Source organism: Ramlibacter sp., from assembly GCF_036383835.1.
Lineage (GTDB): Bacteria > Pseudomonadota > Gammaproteobacteria > Burkholderiales > Burkholderiaceae_C > Ramlibacter.
In genome coordinates, this window is sequence record NZ_DASVNN010000143.1 from 1 (window position 1) to 17,954 (window position 17,954).

15 protein-coding genes are annotated in these 17,954 nt (G+C 69.4%); 9 read left to right on the top strand and 6 right to left on the bottom strand.

Features of this window, described 5'->3' with window-relative positions:
• Positions 1-2,659, top strand: a 2,659-nt coding sequence (gene secA / locus VF522_RS21970; RefSeq protein WP_330910460.1) for a preprotein translocase subunit SecA, incomplete at its 5' end; no start/stop codon positions are given.
• Positions 2,660-2,793: 134 nt separating this feature from the next.
• Complete coding sequence (cqsA, locus tag VF522_RS21975) at positions 2,794-4,044, top strand: alpha-hydroxyketone-type quorum-sensing autoinducer synthase (protein ID WP_330910461.1); 1,251 nt, start codon at positions 2,794-2,796, stop codon at positions 4,042-4,044.
• Here the strand turns inward: cqsA and VF522_RS21980 are convergent.
• Both VF522_RS21980 and VF522_RS21985 read right to left on the bottom strand, forming a co-directional pair.
• Positions 4,041-5,018, bottom strand: coding sequence for a response regulator (locus tag VF522_RS21980; protein ID WP_330910462.1), 978 nt, complete (start codon positions 5,016-5,018; stop codon positions 4,041-4,043). The two genes, cqsA and VF522_RS21980, sit on opposite strands and share 4 nt — an antisense overlap.
• A 24-nt stretch (positions 5,019-5,042) precedes the next feature.
• A complete protein-coding gene (locus tag VF522_RS21985; RefSeq protein ID WP_330910463.1) occupies positions 5,043-6,374 on the bottom strand; it encodes a HAMP domain-containing sensor histidine kinase in 1,332 nt (443 codons plus the stop codon).
• A 57-nt stretch (positions 6,375-6,431) separates the two neighbouring features.
• On the opposite strand from VF522_RS21985, the gene VF522_RS21990 reads away from it, so the two are divergent.
• Together VF522_RS21990 and VF522_RS21995 are read left to right on the top strand one after the other, a co-directional pair.
• Positions 6,432-7,100, top strand: a complete 669-nt coding sequence (locus VF522_RS21990; protein WP_330910464.1) for a LuxR C-terminal-related transcriptional regulator — start codon at positions 6,432-6,434, stop codon at positions 7,098-7,100.
• Between the two features lie 41 nt (positions 7,101-7,141).
• Positions 7,142-7,915, top strand: coding sequence for a type III pantothenate kinase (locus VF522_RS21995; protein WP_330910465.1), 774 nt, complete (start codon positions 7,142-7,144; stop codon positions 7,913-7,915).
• 69 nt (positions 7,916-7,984) lie between these two features.
• Here VF522_RS21995 and VF522_RS22000 read toward each other — a convergent pair whose 3' ends face one another.
• Together VF522_RS22000 and VF522_RS22005 are read right to left on the bottom strand one after the other, a co-directional pair.
• Positions 7,985-9,085, bottom strand: a complete 1,101-nt coding sequence (locus VF522_RS22000) for a M14 family metallopeptidase (protein WP_330910525.1) — start codon at positions 9,083-9,085, stop codon at positions 7,985-7,987.
• Positions 9,085-10,278, bottom strand: a complete 1,194-nt coding sequence (locus VF522_RS22005) for a M20 aminoacylase family protein (RefSeq protein WP_330910466.1) — start codon at positions 10,276-10,278, stop codon at positions 9,085-9,087. The genes VF522_RS22000 and VF522_RS22005 overlap by 1 nt, the downstream gene beginning before the upstream one ends.
• Positions 10,279-10,365: 87 nt before the next feature.
• Between VF522_RS22005 and argE the strand changes: the two genes are divergently transcribed.
• From argE to VF522_RS22025, 4 genes are all read left to right on the top strand, one after another.
• The gene (gene argE, locus VF522_RS22010) at positions 10,366-11,535 is read left to right on the top strand and encodes an acetylornithine deacetylase (RefSeq protein WP_330910467.1); all 1,170 of its coding nucleotides are present in this window, start codon (positions 10,366-10,368) and stop codon (positions 11,533-11,535) included.
• An 88-nt stretch (positions 11,536-11,623) separates the two neighbouring features.
• Entirely contained in the window at positions 11,624-13,678 is a 2,055-nt protein-coding gene (locus VF522_RS22015) for a molybdopterin oxidoreductase family protein (protein ID WP_330910468.1), read from the top strand.
• Positions 13,679-13,695: 17 nt separating this feature from the next.
• A complete protein-coding gene (locus VF522_RS22020; protein ID WP_330910526.1) occupies positions 13,696-14,772 on the top strand; it encodes an aminopeptidase in 1,077 nt (358 codons plus the stop codon).
• A complete protein-coding gene (locus VF522_RS22025) occupies positions 14,765-15,187 on the top strand; it encodes a polyhydroxyalkanoic acid system family protein (RefSeq protein WP_330910469.1) in 423 nt (140 codons plus the stop codon). The genes VF522_RS22020 and VF522_RS22025 overlap by 8 nt, the downstream gene beginning before the upstream one ends.
• 491 nt (positions 15,188-15,678) lie before the next feature.
• Here VF522_RS22025 and VF522_RS22030 read toward each other — a convergent pair whose 3' ends face one another.
• Positions 15,679-15,933: an acyl-CoA-binding protein gene (locus VF522_RS22030; protein ID WP_330910470.1), complete on the bottom strand. Its 255-nt coding sequence runs from the start codon at positions 15,931-15,933 to the stop codon at positions 15,679-15,681.
• An 88-nt stretch (positions 15,934-16,021) separates the two neighbouring features.
• Here VF522_RS22030 and VF522_RS22035 point away from each other — a divergent pair, with 88 nt between their 5' ends.
• Entirely contained in the window at positions 16,022-17,461 is a 1,440-nt protein-coding gene (locus tag VF522_RS22035; protein WP_330910471.1) for a wax ester/triacylglycerol synthase family O-acyltransferase, read from the top strand.
• Here VF522_RS22035 and VF522_RS22040 read toward each other — a convergent pair.
• Positions 17,445-17,903 carry a hemerythrin domain-containing protein gene (locus VF522_RS22040; RefSeq protein WP_330910472.1) on the bottom strand — a complete coding sequence of 153 codons (459 nt, stop codon included), beginning with the start codon at positions 17,901-17,903 and terminating at the stop codon, positions 17,445-17,447. The two genes, VF522_RS22035 and VF522_RS22040, sit on opposite strands and share 17 nt — an antisense overlap.
• Positions 17,904-17,954 lie beyond the last annotated feature (51 nt).

Consider the following 17,954-nt stretch of genomic DNA (forward strand, 5'->3'; position numbering starts at 1 on the left):
CGAGGCGTTGAAGGGCAAGACGGCCGAATTCCGCGCCCGCCTCGAGCAGGGCCACACGCTGGACGACCTGCTGCCCGAGGCCTTCGCCGTCGTGCGCGAGGCCGGCAAGCGCGTGCTGAAGATGCGCCACTTCGACGTGCAGCTGATCGGCGGCATGACGCTGCACAACGGCAAGATCGCCGAGATGCGCACCGGCGAGGGCAAGACGCTGATGGCCCCGCTGCCGGTGTACCTGAACGCGCTGGGCGGCAAGGGCGTGCACCTGATCACGGTCAACGACTACCTCGCCCGCCGCGACGCCGAGTGGATGGGCCGCCTGTACAACTACCTGGGCATGAGCGTGGGCGTGAACGTGCCCGGCCTCACGCGCGAGGAGAAGCAGGCCGCCTACGGCGCCGACATCACCTACGGCACGAACAACGAGTTCGGCTTCGACTACCTGCGCGACAACATGGTCTACGAGACCGCCGATCGCGTGCAGCGTGGCCTGAACTTCGCGATCGTCGACGAAGTCGACTCCATCCTGATCGACGAGGCGCGCACGCCGCTGATCATCTCCGGCCAGGCCGAGGACCACACCGAGCTGTACGTGCGCATCAACGGCGTCGTGCCGGCGCTCAAGCGCCAGATCGGCGAAGAGGACCCGCGCACCGGCGAAGGCGTCATCGAGCCGGGCGACTTCACGGTCGACGAGAAGGGCCACCAGGTCACGCTGACCGAGTCCGGCCACGAGCGCGCCGAGGAGCTGCTGGCGCAGGCCGGCCTGCTGGTCGCGGGCGCGAGCCTGTACGACCCGGCCAACATCACGCTGATGCACCACGTGTACGCGGCGCTGCGCGCGAACCACCTGTACCACCGCGACCAGCACTACGTCGTGCAGAACGGCGAGGTCGTGATCGTCGACGAGTTCACCGGCCGCCTGATGACGGGCCGCCGCTGGTCGGACGGCCTGCACCAGGCCGTGGAGGCCAAGGAAGGCGTCGAGATCCAGAGCGAGAACCAGACGCTCGCCTCGATCACGTTCCAGAACTACTTCCGCATGTACGGCAAGCTCGCCGGCATGACCGGCACCGCCGACACCGAGGCCTACGAGTTCCAGGAAATCTACGGCCTCGAGACCGTGGTGATCCCGCCGAACCGCCCGAGCAGGCGGGAAGACCAGCTCGATCGCGTCTACAAGACGGCGCGCGAGAAGTACGAGGCGGCGATCCAGGACATCCGCGAGTGCCACGACCGCGGCCAGCCGGTGCTGGTGGGCACCACCTCGATCGAGAACTCCGAGATCATCTCGCAGCTGCTGGAGAAGGCGAAGCTGCCGCACCAGGTGCTCAACGCCAAGCAGCACGCGCGCGAAGCCGACATCGTGGCGCAGGCCGGCCGGCCGAAGATGGTCACCATCGCCACCAACATGGCGGGCCGCGGCACCGACATCGTGCTGGGCGGCAACGTGGAGAAGGCCGTCGAGGCGATCGAGGCCGACGAGACGGTGGATCCCTCGGCGAAGGCGGGGCGCATCGCCGAGATGCGCGCGCAGTGGCAGAAGGACCACGAGCAGATCGTGGGCCTGGGCGGCCTGCGCATCATCGCCACCGAGCGGCACGAATCCCGCCGCATCGACAACCAGCTGCGCGGCCGCTCCGGCCGCCAGGGCGACCCGGGCTCCTCGCGCTTCTACCTGTCGCTGGACGACCCGCTGATGCGCATCTTCGCGGGCGACCGCGTGCGCGCGATCATGGACCGCCTGAAGATGCCCGACGGCGAGGCCATCGAGGCCGGCATCGTGACGCGCTCGATCGAGAGCGCGCAGCGCAAGGTGGAAGGCCGCAACTTCGACATCCGCAAGCAGCTGCTGGAGTACGACGACGTCTCCAACGACCAGCGCAAGGTGATCTACCAGCAGCGCAACGACATCCTAGACGCCGGCAACCTCGGCGCCCAGATCGCCTCGCTGCGCGAAGGCTGCTTCACCGACCTCGTGCACCAGTACGTGCCGGCGGAGTCGGTGGAGGAGCAGTGGGAGCTGGCCGGGCTGGAGAAGGCCCTGGCCGACGAGTGGGGCATCCAGCTGCCGCTCAAGCAGATCGTCGAATCGGCCAGCGCCATCGGCGCCGACGACATCGTCGAGAAGGTGGTGGCGGCCGGCCACGAGGCCTTCCAGGCCAAGGTGACGCAGGTGGGCGAGGACAACTTCACCCACTTCGAGCGCATGGTGCTGCTGCAAAGCATCGACATGCACTGGCGCGAACACCTCGCCGCGCTCGACTACCTGCGCCAGGGCATCCACCTGCGCGGCTATGCGCAGAAGCAGCCGAAGCAGGAATACAAGCGCGAGGCCTTCGAGCTGTTCGGCCAGATGCTCGACGCGGTGAAGAACGAGGTCACCAAGGTCCTCATGACGGTGCGCGTGCAGTCCGCCGAGCAGCTCGAGCAGAGCGCCGACGACATGGAGGAGCGCGCCGAGCGCATCGCCAACGTCACCTACACCGCGCCGACCGAAACCGGCGATGTGCAGAGCACGCTCGACGAGGACACCGCCGTCGCGGTGCGCCAGCGTCCGGCGGCGGCGGCGGCCGGCGGCCAGCCGCGCGTGGGCCGCAACGATCCCTGCCCCTGCGGCAGTGGAAAAAAATACAAGCACTGCCACGGGCAGCTGACTTGATTCTTTCCGCTTAGGGCGTCCGCCTAGAGCGCAACACGGCGAATGCGTCACCCCTGTCAGGAATGACAGGGGTTCGCCTGCGCCTGCTCGACACTTTCTCTTCAATGGCTGCTCTTGCAATTGAGGAGTAGTCCGTGGAAGTCGTTGAGAACCAAGTCACACCTGCAACCGTTCGTTCGCCCGCCGCTGCCGAACCGGGCCTGTCGGATCACCTGCGCCGGCGCATCGCCACCGAATTCAAGACGCGCTGGGAGGACGAATGGCAGCGCAAGTTCGTGACCCATGGCGTCGCCCCGGGCCCGAACGCGGTGCGGCTCGACGGCAACGACTACCTGTCGGTGACCGGCCATCCGGAGATCGTGCAGGCGCAGCTCGATGCGCTGCGCTGCAACCGCGAATTCGTCGTGCAGTCGGGCGTGTTCCAGCTCGATGGCAGCCCCACCTCGCGTTTCGAGGCGGCACTGGCTTCCTACGTCGGCAAGGAAGGGGCGCTGCTGTGCCAGTCCGGCTACACGGCCAACCTGGGGCTGATCCAGGTGGTCGCCGATCCGCAGACGCCGGTGTACGTCGACAGCCTGGCGCACATGTCGCTGTGGGAAGGCGTGCGCGCCTCCGGCGCGACGGGCCATGCCTTCCGCCACAACGACCCGGCGCACCTCGATCGCACGATCGCGCGCAACGGCGGCGGCGGGCTGGTCATCGTCGACTCGGTGTACAGCACCACCGGCGCGCTGTGCCCGCTGGAGGCGGTCGTGGAAGTGGCCGAGAAGCACGGCTGCATGATCCTGGTCGACGAATCGCATTCGCTCGGCACGCACGGCCCGCAGGGCCGCGGCCTGTGCGCCGAACTGGGGCTCTCGCACCGCGTCCACTTCATCACCGCGAGCCTCGCGAAGGCCTTCGCCGGCCGCGCCGGCTTCTTCACCATGCCGGACGAACTGCGGCCCTACCTGATGTGCCACAGCTTCCCGAGCATCTTCAGCTCCTGCCTGCTGCCGCACGAGATCGCGGGGCTGGCGGCCACCCTGGGAGTCGTGCAGCGCAGCGACGAGGCGCGGCGCAGGCTGCGCGAGGTGACGGCACGGCTGCGCGGCACGTTCGGCGAGCTGGGCTATCCGATCCAGCACGGCAGCGAGCAGATCATCGCGCTGGAAGCCGGGCCCGAAGTCGACACGCTCGCACTGCGCGATGCGATCGAGCAGCGCGAAGTGTTCGGCGCCGTGTTCTGCGCGCCGGCCACCAGCCGCAACCGCTCGATGGTGCGGCTCACGCTCAATGCCGCGCTCACCGATGCCGAGCTGGCGCACGTCGAAGGCGTGGCGCGCGAACTCGCGCCCGTGGTGAAGCCCTGGAACTGGCCGATCGCGCGGCGCCTGAAATCCTAATCCTGCACGTGCCGCTTCGGCTGCCGCGACAGCCACTTGCTGTAGCTGTTGTCGGGGTCCGGCCCGTTCGGCGCGTCGACCGGGAACAGCGCGCCCAGCAGCGCGCCGCCTTCGCCGATGGGGATCGCCTCCACCAGCACCGGCGGCTGCGTCGACGAGAGCGCCTGGCGCAGCTCGATGTCGGCGAGCCGCGCGCCGTTGCGGATCTCCTCCACGCCGCCGGACGGCACGCCGGCGACCACCGCGAGTTCCGCCAGCGCATGCAGGCCCTGGCGCGTCTCCAGCTGCAGCCAGCTCACGTTGCCCACCGCATCCATGCCGACGATGCCGAAGGGCGCGCCGATCACCACGTGCTCGACCCATTGCTTGGCGCAGAAGGCCGACAGCCAGGCGTCCACGCCCGGCGCGCGCAGCAGCGCGCTCTGCTCCGGCGTGAGGGTGGAGCGCCAGATCTGCGCATGGCGGGCATGCGCGGTGAACAGCAGGTGCTCCACGGCCTCCACCAGCCGGCGCGAGATGTCCTGCGTCTGCTTGGGGATGAACTGGTCGATCAGGCCGCGGTTGAACGCGCGCACGGCCACCTGCTCGTCGGCCTGGCCGGTGAGCAGCACGCGCGAGCCGGGCCAGTCGCCGAGTTCGGCCAGCACCTGCAGGCCGTCCATGCCGGGCATGGAGAAGTCGACCACGCACACGCGCGACAGCGCGTACCGCTCGGTGTAGCGCGACCAGTAATGCAGGATCTGCGGGATCAGCGGCTTGCCCTCGCGCCACAGCGAGATCAGCTGCTGCTGGTTCCAGGCGTCGGCCTCCCAGAACGGCGGCTCCTGCAGCAGGTGCGCGATGCAGTCCGAAGGGCGCAGGAACAGCCGCAGGTGCCAGTGCCGCGGCAGCACCAGCGCCAGCATCTCCAGGTAGTCCGGGTCGTCGTCGAGGAAGACGACGGTGCCGGGGCGGTGGAACAGGGGGAAGGTCATGTGGGGTCGGTGCGCTGCATTGTGCTACGCCACGGGAAGTTCGATCGTGAACACCGCGCCCTGGTGCGGGACGGACTTCACGCGGATCGTTCCACGGGCGGCATGCACCACGCGCTGGCAGAACGCCAGCCCCAGGCCGTGGCCGGTGCCGCGGTCGGTGGAGAAGAAGGGCTGGAAGATGCGCTTGCGCAGGTCGGCGCCCATCCCCACGCCGTTGTCGGTGAACACGATGCGCCCGCGCAGCCCGAGCGCGCCGATCTCGATCAGCAGGTCGCCCGGCTGGATGCTGGAGGACGCGGCCGCCAGGGAGCGCAGGGCGTTCTTGGTGAGGTTGTCGAACACCTGGGCGAACAGGTCGCGGTTGCCCAGGAAGGGGAAGTCGCCGTGCACCCGCACGACGACGGCCTGCCGCTCCCTGGTGCTGCGGAAAGGGTAGTCGGCGATCGTCGCGTTCACCAGCTGGGCCGCCGAGAGCGTCTCGAGGTGCCCGCCCAGGCGCATCAGGCGCGCATTGGTGATCTGCATGTCGATCTGGTGGTTCATGTTGCGCACGAGGTGCGACAGGCGCTGCCCCAGCTGCTGCAGCCGCTCGCCGCTTTCGCCGCCGTGCTGGGGCGTCTCGTTGCGCACCGCCTCGGCGATCAGCTGCATGGTGGCCAGCGGCGTGCGCAGTTCATGCGCCATGATGCCCATGGTGCCCAGCGTGTAATTGAGCTGCTCGCGCCGCAGGTTGGAGGAGGACAGGCCGAGGATCAGGCCCATGAACCAGCAGAAGGCGAGCACCACCGTGTTGGCGGCCGCCAGCTCGAAATCGATCTCGGGCGCGCGCGGGCCGAAGGCACGGAACAGCACCCAGGCGACCAGCAGGCCCGAAGCGGCGCCCAGCGTGGCCAGGCGCCAGTCGGTCAGGTGGTAGTAGATGAGGAGCATGGCCCCCATGCTGGCGAGCCACACCGCGTTGCCGCCGTTGCAGAAATACATCCACGAGAAGAACAGCGGCAGCGTGATCCAGAAGAGCAGCGAGAAGGTGACGGCCGCGGAGCGGCTCGGCGGCGAGGCCGTCACGCCCGGGAGCACCAGCAGGCTGAGGCCGCATAGCGCCATGAGCACGCGCAGCGTGAGGCTCTCGTAGGGCTGCGGCAGGGCGAGGGCCCACATCAGCCAGAACAGCGGGTGGCCCACCATGGTCGACACCCCGAGCGCGCGGATGCGCCACTGCGAGGGATGCAGAATCGGCTCCATCAGCGGCGGCAGCACCTCCCTCGTCGCCCAATGGCGAACGCGCTGCACCGTCGCTTCGAGCAGGGCGCGCGGCGGCGGGTTGGGATAAGGGGCCCGGTGGAGGTCCTCGTTCATGGGGGTCCGTACGATGGTGATATTGTCACAGCCCGGCGTTGGGCAAAACGAGAGTGCATGGGGATCCCTGTTAACTTTGACAGTGTCAATCTGGACGGCATCCTCAGCGACTGGGTGGCGGCCCTGCGTGAGTTTTCGGTCGAGGCCGTGGTGGTGCTCGGCCCCGACCCGTTCGGCGGGAAAGACGACCGGCAGGTGACGGCCGTGCATCCGCCCCTGGTGGCGGAGGCCGCGGTGGCGCTGGCGGAAAGCCGCGATTTCGGCGCCCGCTGGCGCGACTCCGATGCGCCCCTGGTGGCCTGGCAGACCATCGCCAAGTCCGACCCGGAGGGCACCAGCCGCTGGCGCCTGTTGTGGCTGGCCCACGGCTACCAGACGGTGGTACGGGTCGAATTTTCCCTGCCGGCCGGCCGCGCCTTCGAGTGCTTCATGTTCAGCCCGCGCGAGCTGACCGACCGCAAGGAGGCCGCGCTGCTGGCCTGGTCGGCCCTCAACATCTGGCCGCTGGTGAAGCGCTCGATCGCCGGCGCGCGCTCCATGCTCAGCCCGCGCGAGCGCGAATGCCTGGAGCTCGCCTTCCATGGCATGACGGCGCGCGAGAGCGCGCAGCAGCTCAATTGCGCCGAGCGCACCGTGAATTACCACCTGGCCAACGCGATGGCCAAGCTCAAGGTGGACAACAAGATGGCGGCCATCCAGCGGGCCTGCTGGCTGGGCGCGCTCTAGCAGCGGGCTCCCGGCCCGCCGAAGCGATTACCATCCGCGCCATGTCCTTCCTGGCCGTCGACATCGGCAACACGCGCCTGAAATGGGCGCTGTACCCCCACGCGGCGCCCGGCGCACTGCCGGTCGCGAGCGGGGCGGAGTTCCTCGAGAACATCGACAAGCTGGCCGACGGCGAATGGGCCGGCCTCGTCGCGCCCGGGCGCCTGCTGGGTTGCTGCGTCGCCGGCGACGCCGGGAAGCGACGGGTCGAGGAGCAGATGGAGGAGCTCTGGATCGTGCCGGCGCACTGGGTCGTGTCGAGTGCCGCCGAGGCCGGCGTGATCAACGGCTACGACCATCCGACCCGCCTGGGCGCCGATCGCTGGGTGGCGATGATCGGCGCGCGGCATCGCATGCTGGCGCAGGGGCCGGATCGGCCGATGGTGGTGGTGATGGTGGGCACCGCGGTGACGGTCGAGGCCGTGGACCAGCACGGCCGCTTCCTCGGTGGCTTCATCCTGCCGGGGCACGGCATCATGCTGCGGGCGCTGGAAAGCGGCACCGCGGGCCTGCACGTGCCCACCGGCGACGTGCGCGAATTCCCCACCAACACCAGCGACGCGCTCACCAGCGGCGGCACCTTCGCCATCGCCGGCGCGATCGAGCGCATGGTGCAGCACGTGCGGGATCGCTGCGGCTGCGAGCCGGCGTGCTACATGACCGGCGGCGCGGGGTGGAAGATGGCCCCGCACATGCTGGAGCAGTTCGAGCTGGTGGAGAGCCTGATCTTCGACGGGTTGCTGGTGATCGCGCAGACGCGCGCGATGACGGCTTGATCGCTGGGGTTGCACCCCAGCCTACATGGCACCCGGGCAGTTCGTAGGCTGGGGTGCAACCCCAGCTCCCTAGGCCGCCAACCCCTCGACCGCCTGCGACAGCGCCTCGCGCGCCTGCGCCAGGATCCGCTCGCGCCATGCATCGGTGTCGGTGTAGAACGCGTTCCACACCTGCCGCCGGATCGCGTCCGCCTTCTCCTTCGGCGCGTCCGGGTGCGCGGTCAGCCACTGCTCGGCGCGCAGCGCCTGGAAGCTTTCCATCACCGGCACGGTGCCGTATTCCAGCGCCATCCCCGTGTATTCCGCCTGCGGGCACTCGTCGTAGACCGCGGTAAACATCAGGCCGGACAGCAGCGCTGACGTCGACGAGCCGTCGTAGATCGAGGTCACGCCCTTGCCGTCGGCGCCACCCCACCACCTGCGCGCCCGCGAGAGGCTGGCGGGATCGTCGCGGCCGGCGAAGATGCGCTCGCCGACGCCGCTGGGGCCCAGGCCCGTGTGCACGTCGATCCAGCCGATGCGGGCGGCGCGCCGGCCGTGGGTGCGCAGCACTTCGCGGATCGCCAGGTTGCTCCAGGTGGGCGAGCGGCCGCCGTAGAAAAGGCCGTCGTCGAACGCGTACTGCCCGCCCGACACCGCGGCCTGGTAGGCCCTCTCGCCCACCTTCGCGATGTAGCCCATGATCGCCTGCTCGTTCGCGGCGTCCGGCGGCCACTCCTCGGGCACCAGCAGCGGATGCACGTCGCGGTAGGCGGCGTTCACCGGCAGCGGCTGCGAGAAATCGTGGAAGTTGCGATTGAGGTCGACGTTCTCGTGCGTCGTGCGGCGGATGTGCGAGAAGCCGTAGGGATTGAGGCCGTGGACGTACAGCACCGCCACGCCGTTCTCCGCCGCCTTGGCCCGCCACGCGGCGTCGCGCAGCATGGCGACCTGCACCCCGCTGCCGCAGAAGCCTTCCACGCCATGGCAGGCGCTGCTCAGGATCAGCAGTCGCTGCGCGTTCGGATGGCCGTCGCGGGCGACGTCCATGGCGAGCAGCTCGTCATGGAGCCCGGGCAGCGGATGGGCCTTCGCTTCGACGGCCACGCCGGCGTCGGCGGCGGCCTCCAGGAACTTCTGGCGCGCCTCGGGGTACGAGGCCGCGAACGGCGAACTGCCCGTGCCCGCCATCAGCGCGCTTTCGCCAGCCACTCCTCCGCCAGCCTCACCCAGTAGGTCGCGCCGAGCGGGATGAGGTCGTCGTTGAAGTCGTAGCTCGCGTTGTGCAGCACGCAGGGACCGGCGCCGTGGCCCATCTCGCGGTGGGCGCCGTCGCCGTTGGAGATGAAGCAGTAGGCGCCGGGCTTGGCCTGCAGCATGAAGGCGAAGTCCTCCGCGCCCATGGTGGGTTCCTGCACCTGCACGTTCTGCTCGCCGACGATGGAGGCCATCACCCCGCGGGCGAAGTCGGCCTCGGCGGCGGAGTTGATCGTCGGCGGGTAGTTGCGATGGAACTCGAATTCGCAGCGCGCGCCGTAGGCCGCGCAGGTGTGCTCGGCGACCTCCTGCATGCGTCTGGCGATCATGTCCTGCACTTCGGTGGTGAAGGTACGCACCGTGCCCTGCAGCTCGCAGGTGTCGGGGATCACGTTGGTGGCCTCGCCGGCGTGGATCATGGTCACGGAGATCACGCCCGCGTCGATCGGCTTCTTGTTGCGGCTGATGATGGTCTGGAAACCCTGCACGACCTGGCAGGCGATCGGCACCGGGTCGATGCCCAGGTTGGGCATGGCGCCGTGGCTGCCCTTGCCGCGGATCGTGAGCTTGAACTCGGCGGTGGACGCCATCACGGGGCCGGGGCTCACGGCGAACTGGCCGACCTGGCTGCCCGGCCAGTTGTGCATGCCGAACACCGCTTCCATCGGGAACTTCTCGAACAGCCCGTCGCGGATCATCTCGCGCGCGCCGCCGCCGCCTTCTTCCGCCGGCTGGAAGATCAGGTACACCGTGCCGTCGAACTGGCGGTTCTTCGCCAGGTGCTTGGCGGCCGCGAGCAGCATGGCGACGTGGCCGTCGTGGCCGCAGGCGTGCATCTTGCCGGCGTGCTGGCTGGTGTGGGGGAAGGTGTTGACTTCCTGCATGGGCAGGGCGTCCATGTCGGCGCGCAGGCCGACGGCGCGCGACGAGGTGCCGTTCTTCACGATGCCGACCACGCCGGTCTTGCCGAGGCCGCGGTGCACGGGGATGCCCCATTCGGTGAGCCGGGCGGCCACGAGGTCGGCGGTGCGCACTTCCTCGAAGCACAGTTCGGGATGGGCGTGGATGTCACGGCGCAGGGCGACGATGGAGGCGGCCTCGGTGACGATGGAGTCCAGGAGCTTCATGGGGAGGAGGGGGACTGCTGGGGGAAGGAGGCAGTCTACCCACGCGCCGGCGGGGTGCCTATCGGGGATTCCGCCAGAATGACGAGCATGGCTGCTTCCACCTCCGCGCCGCGCGCGCTGGACCTCGCCCGCACGCTGGTCGGCTTCAACACCGTCAGCGCGAATTCCAACCTCGCGCTCATCCACTGCATCCGCGACGAGCTCGCGCGCCTGGGCGTGAAGTCCCGGCTGAGCTACGACGCGGATCGCAACAAGGCCAACCTGTTCGCCACGCTGGGCGAGGGCAAGCCGGCCGGCCTGATCCTCTCCGGCCACACCGACACGGTGCCGTGGGACGGCCAGGACTGGTCGGTCGATCCGCTCTCCGGCGTGGTGCGCGACGGCCGCCTGTACGGGCGCGGCTCGGCCGACATGAAGGGCTTCATCGCGACCGCGGTGGCGCACGCGAAGCTGTTCCTCGAAAGCGACCTGCCCTTCGCGGTCCACTTCGCCTTCAGCTACGACGAGGAGGTCGGCTGCTTCGGCGTGAAGGAGCTGATCGCCGACATGCGCGACGCCGGCATCCGGCCGCTCGCCTGCGTCGTGGGCGAGCCCACCGGCATGGTGCCGGCGATCGCGCACAAGGGCGTGTACCGCTACCGCTGCTGCGTGCGCGGCAAGGAAGCGCACTCGTCGCTCACGCCGCATTCGGTCAACGCGATCGAGCTGGCCGCGCGCGTCATCGGCCGCGTGCGCGACATGGCCGAGGGCTTCGAGCGCGAGGAACCGCGCTACGAGGGCTTCGACGTCCCTTTCTCCACCGCCAGCGTCGGCCAGTTCCACGGCGGCATCGCCGACAACGTGGTGCCGCGCGAGGCCGAGTTCCGCTACGAATTCCGCGACCTGCCGACCGCCGACGCGCGCGCCATGCAGGACCAGGTGGTGGCCTATGCGCGCTCGCTCGAGCCCGCGATGCAGAAGGTGGCGCCCGGCTCCGGCTTCCGCTTCGAGACGATCTGCGAAATCCCGAGCTTCCTCGGCTCGGCGCAGGACGACGTCACGCGGCTGGCGCTGCGGCTGTCCGGGGAACAGCGCACGACGCAGGTGGCCTTCGGCACCGAGGCCGGCCTCTTCAAGAACGCCGGCATCCGCACGGTGGTCTGCGGCCCCGGCAGCATCGCCCAGGCGCACCAGCCGGACGAATACGTGAGCCTGGAGCAGATGATGCGGTGCCAGGGGTTCATGGAAGGCCTGGCGCGGCTGCGGGAGATCGGCTAGCCGTCTTCCCGGAGGGATGCCCCGTCCGTGGCAGGGCGACGCAGCCCATCCGGGGCACGGGAGACGCCGGGCAGGCCACAATGGGGTCATGGCCGCCCTCCCCGCCACCGCCGCTGCCTCGACCGTGCGCGGCGCCTGCCCGCACGACTGTCCCGATACCTGCGCCCTCGTCACCACCGTCGAGGACGGCGTCGCGCTGCGCGTGCAGGGCAATCCGCTGCATGCGCCGACCGCCGGCGTGCTGTGCAACAAGGTCTCGCACTACACCGAACGGACCTACCACCCCGAGCGGCTGCTGCAGCCGATGCGGCGCGCCGGCCCCAAGGGTTCGGGCCGCTTCGAGCCGGTGTCCTGGGACGCCGCGCTGGACGACATCGCCGCGCGGCTGTCGGCGATCGCGGCGCGCGATCCGCAGGCCATCCTGCCGTACAGCTACGCCGGCACCATGGGCCTGGTGCAGGGCGAAAGCATCGCGGCGCGCTTCTTCCACCGGCTGGGCGCGTCCTTCCTCGATCGCACGATCTGCGCATCGGCCGGCGCCGAGGCGCTGACGCAGACGCTCGGCGGCAAGGTCGGCATGAAGGTGGAGTTCTTCGCCGAAGCGAAGCTGATCCTGATCTGGGGCAGCAACTCGATCGCCAGCAACCTGCATTTCTGGCGCCTCGCGCAGGAGGCCAAGCGCAACGGCGCGAAGCTGGTGTGCATCGATCCGCGCCGCAGCGAGACGGCCGAGAAGTGCCACGAGCACCTCCAGCTGCTGCCCGGCACCGACGCCGCGCTGGCGCTCGCGCTGATGCACGAACTGGTCGTCAACGGCTGGACCGACGAGGACTACCTCGCGCGGCACACCTCCGGCTGGGACGCACTGCGCGAACGCGCGTTGCGCTGGAATCCGCAACGCGCCGCGGCCGTGTGCGGCATCCCCGCGCAGCAGATCCGCGACCTGGCACGCGACTACGGCACGACGAAGCCGGCGGCGATCCGCCTCAACTACGGCATGCAGCGCGTGCGCGGCGGCGGCAATGCGGTGCGCGCGGTCGCCTGCCTGCCCGCGATCACCGGGGCCTGGCGGCATCGCGCCGGCGGCGTGCTGCTTTCGAGTTCCGGCTACTTCCCGTCCGACCGCGCCGCGCTGCAGCGGCCCGACCTGCTGGCCGGACGGAAGCCGCGCACCGTCAACATGGTCACGATCGGCGACGACCTGCTGCGCCCGTCGTCGCCGCAGTTCGGCCCCGCGATCGAGGCCGTGGTCGTCTACAACAGCAACCCCGTCGCGGTGGCCCCGGAATCGGGCAAGGTGGTGCAGGGCTTCGCCCGCGAGGACCTGTTCACCGTGGTGCTCGAGCACTTCCGCACCGACACGGCGGACTATGCCGACTACCTGCTGCCGGCGACCACGCAGCTGGAACACTGGGACATCCACGGCTCCTACGGCCACACCGACGTCCTGCTGAACCAGCCGGCGATCGCGCCACGCGGCGAGGCGCGCACCAACACCGATGTCTTCCGCGCGCTCGCGGCGCGCATGGGGTTCGCCGATCCCTGCTTCCGCGAGAGCGACGAGAGCCTGTGCCGCATCGCCTTCGGCAACAACGTCGACTTCGACGTGCTGCTGGCGCAGGGCTTCGCTTCATTGGACGTGCCGGATGCGCCGTTCGCCAACGGCAACTTTCCCAGCGCCTCGGGCCGCTGCGAGTTCTTCAGCCCGGCGCTCGCGCGCCAGGGCCTCGACGGCCTGCCGGACCACGTGCCGAACTACGAACCGGCCGGCAGCTCGCAGCGCTATCCGCTGGCGATGATCTCGCCGCCCGCGCGCAACTTCCTGAACTCCACCTTCGTCAACCTGCAGAGCCTGCGCGACATCGAGGGCGAGCCGCTGCTGGAGATCAGCGCCGCGGATGCCGTAGCGCGCGGCATCGACGACCGGCAGGTGGTGCGCGTGTTCAACGACCGCGGCGAGTACCTGTGCCGCGCGCGCATCTCGCCGCGGGCGCGGCCCGGCGTCGTCAACGGCCTGGGCATCTGGTGGCGCAAGCTGGGCCTGGCCGGCACCAACGTCAACCAGCTCACCAGCCAGCGGCTCACCGACCTCGGGCGCGCGCCCGTGTTCTACGACTGCCTGGTCGAAGTCCAACCCGCGTGAGGAAGAAGGTACTGCTGATGGGATTGGCGGGCGTGGCAGGACTGGCGTTGGTGTCGACGCTGTGCCTGTCGGGATGCAGCACGGTCGGCTACTACTGGCAATCGGTGGCCGGGCACATGAAGATCATGGGCTCGGCGCGGCCGGTCAACGAGTGGGTCCAGGACGCGGAGACGCCGGAGCGCGTGCGCACGCGGCTGGAACTCTCGCAGCGCATCCGCGCGTACGCGAGCCAGGAACTCAAGCTGCCCGACAACCCCAGCTACCGGCGCTACGCCAACCTGCATCGCAACGCCGCGGTCTACAACGTCACCGCGGCGCCTGCGTATTCGCTGGAGCTCAAGACCTGGTGCTTTCCGGTGACCGGCTGCGTGGGTTATCGCGGCTACTACGACGAGGCACGTGCGCGGGCCGAGGCGAAGGAGCTCGCGGCACAGGGCTACGAGACCAACGTCTATCCGGTCACCGCGTATTCGACCCTGGGCTACATGAACTGGCTGGGCGGCGACCCGCTGCTCAACACCTTCATCCTCTATCCCGAGGGCGAGCTGGCGCGCCTGATCTTCCACGAGCTCGCGCACCAGGTGCTGTACGTGAAGAACGACACCACCTTCAACGAATCTTTCGCGACAACGGTGGAGCGCCTGGGCGGCCAGAAGTGGCTGCAGGCGCACGCCGACGAGAAGGCGCGCGCGGACTACGCCGCCTACGACGGCCGCCGTCGCATGTTCCGCGAGCTGTCGCGGGCCACGCGCGAGCGGCTGAAGGCCGTGTACGAGACGCCCGGCATCGGCTTCGAGGCGAAGGAAGAGGGCAAGCGCAAGGTGATGGAGCAGTTCCGCGCCGAGTACGAGCAGATGAAGGCGGGCTCCGGCATCGATCCGGCGGCCTGGCGCGGCTACGACCGCTGGGTGCGGGAGGCGAACAACGCCTTCTTCGGCGCGCAGGCGGCGTACGACGAACTGGTGCCGGGCTTCGAGGCCCTGTTCCACTCGGTGGGCGACGACTGGCAGCGTTTCTACGCCGCGGCGCGGCAGCTTTCCGAGCTGCCCAAGGAAGAACGGCACCGAAGACTCAAGGAGGCTCCCCGTGGCTGACATCCATATCGTGCGCGAACACGGGCTGGGCCTGGAGCGGGCGAGGAAGCTGGCCTTCCGCTGGGCGGAAGTGGCCGAGAAGAAGCTGCAGATGGACTGCACCTACGAGGAGGGCAAGTCCTCCGACCTGGTGAGCTTCAAGCGGCCGGGCGCCAGCGGCGAACTGAAGGTGACGGCGCACAAGTTCGAGCTGAACGCGCGCCTGGGCATCCTGCTGGGCGTGTTCAAGCACAAGATCGAGACCGAGATCGTGAAGAACCTCGACGAGCTGCTGGCGCACGAGGACCCGCTGCACGCCTTCGAACACGGCCTGGAGCAGCACGAGGCGAAGCGCGAAGCCAGGCATGCGAAGCACGCCAAGCATGCCGAGCCGCACAAGGTGGCGAAGGCGCCGGCGGCGAAGAAGAAGCACTGAGGTTCGTCGTCCCCCCGGCATCGTCATCCCCGCGCAGGCGGGGACCCAGGGCTTCCTGCCCTTGAAGCGGCTGCGCCGCTTTCCGCTTTTTCGCATCGCGCCCGGCTGCCAGCCCACGTGCGGGCGGGGCCGGAGTCGCGCTGGCATGGCGTCCTTCGCGCCTGCGGCGCTTCGGCAAACCTGCGAGGCCCGGGCAGGCGCCATGCCTTCATGCGCGACCCCGGCCCCGCCCGCACGGGGGCTGGCAGCAGGGCAGGGCGGTGGCGCATTGGTGCGTTGCGGGCCGTAGGGTGGGCAAGCTCGCTTGCCCACCATTTCCCGCGGGCCGTCACGGTGGGCAAGCAAAGCTTGCCCACCCTACAGGGATCCCACCTGGTCGATCGGGCAGAGCGCGCACCGCCTGACGCGACGCGCCCCGTTGCTCAAAAGCGGGAAGCGGCGCAGCCGCTTCAATACAAACGCCCTGGGTCCCCGCCTCCGCGGGGATGACGTCAGCCCAGCGACTGGATCAGGTCGATGTACTGCTGCTTCGCGTCGTCGCTCGCCGTGCCCTTGACGCCATTCCACGCATCCCACTTCGCGCGGCCGATCATGTCGCCGAAGCCGGGCTTCTTTTCGGTGACGTCGCCCACGGTGGCCTGCTTGTACAGGCCGTAGATCTTCAGCAGCGTGGTGTTGTCCGGGCGCTGGGACAGCTTCTTGGAATTGGCGACGGCGGCTTCGAAGTCGGCGTTCAGGTCGGCCATGGATGCTCCTCGGGAAAGTGCTCGATCTTAAGGGGGCGGCACCCGCCAGAATAGGGCGGCCCACCGAAAACGACAGGATGGAGGAGCCATGAAGCCCGCCGGCGTGAGCATGTCCAAGGTCGACACCGCGTGGCTGCGCATGGACTGCGCCAGCAACCTGATGATGATCCTCGGCGTGTGGACCCTGCGACCGCGCGTGGGCTACGCCGACCTGTGCCGCCGCGTCGAGGAGCGCCTGCTGCCCTACGACCGCTTCCGCCGGCGCGTGGAGGAAGACGGCGGCGCCGCCCGCTGGGTGGACCACGACGTCGACATCCGCGAGCAGGTGGTGCGCGAGAAACTGCCGCGATCGAAAGGCGGCGCGCAGGCGGCGCTGCAGCAGCGCATCGGCGAGCTCGCGATGACGCCGCTCGATCGCGGCCGGCCGCTGTGGCAGATGCACCTGGTGGAGGACTACGACGGCGGCAGCGCGCTGGTGTTCCGCATCCACCACTGCATCGCCGACGGCATCGCGCTGATCGCCGTGACGATGGCGCTGGTCGACGGCGGTGCGCCGCCGCCGAAGCGTTCGCGCAAGGACACCGGCGACGGCCCCGAAGCCTGGCTCGCCGAACGCCTGGTCAAGCCGCTGGCCGCTGCCGCGATCCAGGCGCTGGAAACCGCCGGCGACGGCGCAGCGAAGTCGCTGTCGCTGCTGCTCGAACCGGCTCGGGGCGTGCACGGTTCCCTCGATCTGGCCCACAACGCCTGGCAGCTGGTGAGCGACGCGGCCACGCTGCTGATGATGCCGGACGACTCGCCCACGCGGCTGAAAGGCACGCCCGGCAACTGCAAGAAGGTGGCCTGGTGCCCGCCCTTGCCGCTGGAGGAAGTCAAGGCGATCGGCAAGGCCCTGAACTGCTCGATCAACGACGTGCTTCTGAGCTGCGTGGCCGGCGCGCTGCGGCAATACCTGCTGTCCAAGGGCGACGAGGTCGCCGGCGTGGAGATCCGCGCGATGATCCCGGTGGACCTGCGGCCGCTTTCCGAAGCGCACAGGCTGGGCAACCAGTTCGGCCTGGTGCCGCTGGTGCTGCCGGTGGGCGTGGCCAATCCGATCGAGCGCGTGTACGAAGTGCGCCGCCGCATGGACGCCCTCAAGGGCAGCACCCAGCCGCTGCTCGCCTTCGCGGTGCTCGCCGTCGCCGGCCTGCTGGTCAAGCCGGCGCAGGACGCGATCCTCGAGCTGTTCGGCAGCAAGGCGACGGCGGTGATGACCAACGTCCCCGGCCCGCGCGAGAAGCTGGCGCTCCTGGGGTCCGCGCTGGAGCAGGTGATGTTCTGGGTGCCGCAGTCCGGCAACATCGGCCTGGGCGTGTCGATCCTCAGCTACGCCGCCAACGTGCAGTTCGGCGTGATGACGGACACGCAGCTGTGTCCCGAGCCGCAGGAGATCATCGACCAGTTCGAGCCCGAGTTCGCCCGGCTCTCGCTGGTGACGCTGATGCTGCCCTGGGGCGACGAGGAGGCCGCTACGCTTCCTGCTTGAGGCGCAGCGTCATGAACTCCGCCTCGTAGTCCTTCGCGAGCTGCACCTTCTGTTCCCCGGACAGCACCTCGCCCGCCTGCGGGAAGAACTTCTGCTCCTCCTCGTCCAGGTGGTGCCCGATCTTGTCGCACAGCTTCTGGCAGCACTCCTGCCATTCGGCCGCGTGCGGGTCCACCTGCTCCAGGTGTTCCACCATCTCGTCCATCTCGTGGTGTTCGGCGATCGCGTGGCGCGAGAGGTCCACCGACTGGTCGAACTCGAACAGCGGCACGTAGAAGCAGCGCTCCTCCGCCGTTTCGTGCGCGGCCAGTTCCGCCTTGAGCTCCTCGAAGACGTGCTGCCGTTCCCCGGTGGCAGGCTTGCTCGCCAGCAGCCGCGCGTACAGCTCGCGCTGCGTCCGGTGGCTCACGAGCAGCGCCTGGAAGATGTTCATTCCGTCCATGCGGCGCGATTGTTCCGGCGGGGCCGGGGCGGCACTGTAGGCTCGCGGCGC